The sequence below is a fragment of the Bradyrhizobium sp. genome (assembly GCF_030697065.1).
Taxonomy (GTDB): domain Bacteria; phylum Pseudomonadota; class Alphaproteobacteria; order Rhizobiales; family Xanthobacteraceae; genus Bradyrhizobium.
The window spans coordinates 1-2,669 of record NZ_JAUYQU010000191.1 but is presented as its reverse complement, the minus strand read 5'-3'; the positions used below and the strand labels follow the sequence as shown (position 1 = coordinate 2,669).

The following is a 2,669-nucleotide window of genomic DNA, read 5'->3' as shown; positions in this document are numbered from 1 at the left end:
AAGTAGCTGTCCGTGACGAACAGGACACCAACCGCGGTTTTGCTCACGTCGACGCAACGGGTGCTGAACCCCTGCACCACGACCCGGTCGAAGTGCAATTCCCTGCCGGCAAGCCAGCGGACACCGTTGATGCCGATGCTCGTTCCGGCCGTTCCTTGTATCACCAGGTTGCGGAGGACCACCTTGTCGTTAACGCCGGCGTTGACGATCACTCCGTTTGAGAGAGCCGCCAGGATACCGCCTGTGACGCCGGTGCAATCGATGGTCATCGACTTGGTAATGGTGACGGCGCCGAACCCACCCGGATCGAGGCAATCGATTTCTCCGCCCGCAGCTGTCTTCGAAATGGCGCCCGCGAAAGTCTTGCAGGGCGCGGTGCGGCTGCATGGATTGACGTCGTCGCCGACACCAGACACCCAGGTGCGGGTAGCCTGTGCGTGAGCCGAGGTGGTGGGCATGGAAACGACGGCGAGAAGTCCAAAAAGTGTGAGCGATAAGCCAGTTCTTCTCATGATGAGGCCCTCAAAGGGTTGATCGGCTAGCTTTACATTGCCGAAATTGGCACGGTGGCGGGAAGGAAAGAATGTGGAAACGCGTTACTCAAAAAAAGAGTGGTGCGAAGTATATACAACTTTAAATCGCAGACATGACCGCTGGATGACGTCCGGGGAGAGCCCACCGTCCTGCCAGTCTTTGCAATTTGAAGTGTTAATTGAACCACGCCGCACCCCTCCCAATGGTTCGTCAGGTGATCGAGCCACAGGTTCAATCCGTCGTTAAACTTTCCAATCGGGATCGTCAGTATTGTTGACCGAACTGGTGCAACGGGCTGCGGGCTCCGTTGAGCCTGGCCTGGAGAGGAGTGTCCGCACCCGATTCAGTTGCGCATATGCCTGGCGGGTATGCTTGTGGCCTCTGTGAGATAAGCCGATACTGATCCTGACGTCCCCGGAGTACCAAATGCCCTCTCCCCGCGCCTCCCAAGCCTTGTCCCGCTTCACCGTGCTCGATCTCACCCGCGTCCGCTCCGGGCCGACCTGCGTTCGGCAGTTGGCCGACTGGGGCGCCAATGTCATCAAGATCGATGCGCTGCTGGAGGACGCGGCCGGTGAGCAGCCGGGCGGTCCGCGGAGCGGTTCCGACTTCCAGAATTTGCACCGCAACAAGCGGGCCATGACGCTGAACCTCAAGGACGCCCGGGGTCTCGATGTTTTCAAGCGGCTCGCGGCAAAAGCCGACGTGATCGTCGAGAATTTCCGTCCCGACGTGAAAGCGAAACTCGGTATCGATTACGAGAGCCTGCGCAAGATCAATCCGCGCCTGGTCTATGGCAGCATCTCCGGCTTCGGCCAGGATGGTCCCTATCACAAGCGCCCCGGCTTCGATCAGATAGCACAGGGCATGGGCGGGCTGATGTCGATCACCGGAGCGCCGGGCGGAGGCCCGATGCGGGTCGGCATTCCCGTTGCAGACCTGACCGCCGGACTGTTCTGCGCAACAGGAATCCTGACCGCGCTGCTGGAGCGCGAGGTCTCCGGCGAGGGCCAGTGGGTCCAGACCTCGCTGCTCCAGGCGCAGATCTTCATGCTGGATTTTCAGGCCGCGCGCTGGCTGATGGAAAAGGAGGTCGCCAAGCAGGCCGGCAACAACCATCCAACCAGCATTCCCACGGGAGTATTCAAGACCTCGGACGGCTACATCAATATCGCCACCACGGGGGGGCGGATCTGGGAGCGTTTTACGCAGGCAATCGGCGCGCCCGAACTCGTCGCCAATCCCGATTACGCCACCGCGCCGGCCCGCTCGGCGAACCGCGACGCGCTGAACGCTTTGATCGGAACGCTCACCGAAAACAAATCGACCGACACCTGGGTCAGCGAACTAAACGCCGCCGGCGTGCCCTGCGGCCCGATCTATTCGATCGACCAGATGTTCGAAGACGAACAGGTCAAGCATCTCGGCATCGCGCAGGACGTGCCCAATGACGAGAACCGCATCATTCGCCTGGTCGGGCAGCCGGTCACACTCTCACGCACGCCGAGCAAAATGGCAGTGCGGCCGCCGGAGTTCGGCGAGCAGACCGACGAGGTGCTTGCTGAGTTTGGATTTGGCGCTGATGAAATAGTCGCGCTGAAGCAGGGCAGGATCGTGTGATCCAGCGTCAGAGTCTAACGACTGCGTGCGTCGGCGTGTTTCAGAAGAGTCTTGCCAAGCTCTAACCAGGGTCCTCAGCGCGCTCGAAGTCGGACGCCCACTTCGCCATTATTGCCGACATTAAAATCTATTCCGGCCGTTTCCAGAGCTTCAGTAAGCTTTCGCACCGTATTCTCTCGACCGCCTAGCGGCCCGTCGCCCGCCTCCAACCGTTTCACGGTCGGAATCGATACCTGAGCTGCTTCAGCCAAATCTCCTTGCGACCAGCCCAACACAGCTCGTGCGGCCTTTAGTTGTCTTATTGATACTTTTGGTATTGACATCGCCGCCCGAACCATTTGATACTTTTAGTACCAATAACCCTATCTGAGAAGGAGTCTTAGACGTCATGTCACGACTTTCGCAAACTAAACAACTTGACCGCAGCCATTTTGTTGGGGGCTCGGATGCCCGTATCATCATGGGGAAGGATGAGAATGCCCTATTGCGCCTCTGGAAAGAGAAGCGCGGCGAGG

2 protein-coding genes and 2 pseudogenes are annotated in these 2,669 nt (G+C 59.3%); 2 read left to right on the top strand and 2 right to left on the bottom strand.

Translation table 11 applies throughout. From position 1 onward, the window contains the following. Nucleotides 1–458: pseudogene (locus Q8R73_RS15040) on the bottom strand (right-handed parallel beta-helix repeat-containing protein); the annotation flags it as partial. A gap of 502 nt (nt 459–960) precedes the next feature. Here Q8R73_RS15040 and Q8R73_RS15035 point away from each other — a divergent pair. After that, nucleotides 961–2,154, top strand: a complete 1,194-nt coding sequence (locus Q8R73_RS15035) for a CaiB/BaiF CoA-transferase family protein (protein ID WP_305720339.1) — start codon at nt 961–963, stop codon at nt 2,152–2,154. A gap of 74 nt (nt 2,155–2,228) precedes the next feature. On the opposite strand, the gene Q8R73_RS15030 is transcribed toward Q8R73_RS15035, so the two are convergent. Next, the gene (locus Q8R73_RS15030) at nt 2,229–2,477 is read right to left on the bottom strand and encodes a helix-turn-helix domain-containing protein (protein ID WP_305720338.1); all 249 of its coding nucleotides are present in this window, start codon (nt 2,475–2,477) and stop codon (nt 2,229–2,231) included. 65 nt (nt 2,478–2,542) lie between these two features. Here Q8R73_RS15030 and Q8R73_RS15025 point away from each other — a divergent pair. After that, nucleotides 2,543–2,669, top strand: a pseudogene (locus Q8R73_RS15025) (endonuclease); the annotation flags it as partial.

Bases quoted from the DNA above. Each gene is read 5' to 3' on its own strand.
- Q8R73_RS15035 (WP_305720339.1), top strand. From the start codon at position 961: ATGCCCTCTCCCCGCGCCTCCCAAGCCTTGTCCCGCTTCACCGTGCTC.
- Q8R73_RS15030 (WP_305720338.1), bottom strand. From the start codon at position 2,477: ATGTCAATACCAAAAGTATCAATAAGACAACTAAAGGCCGCACGAGCT.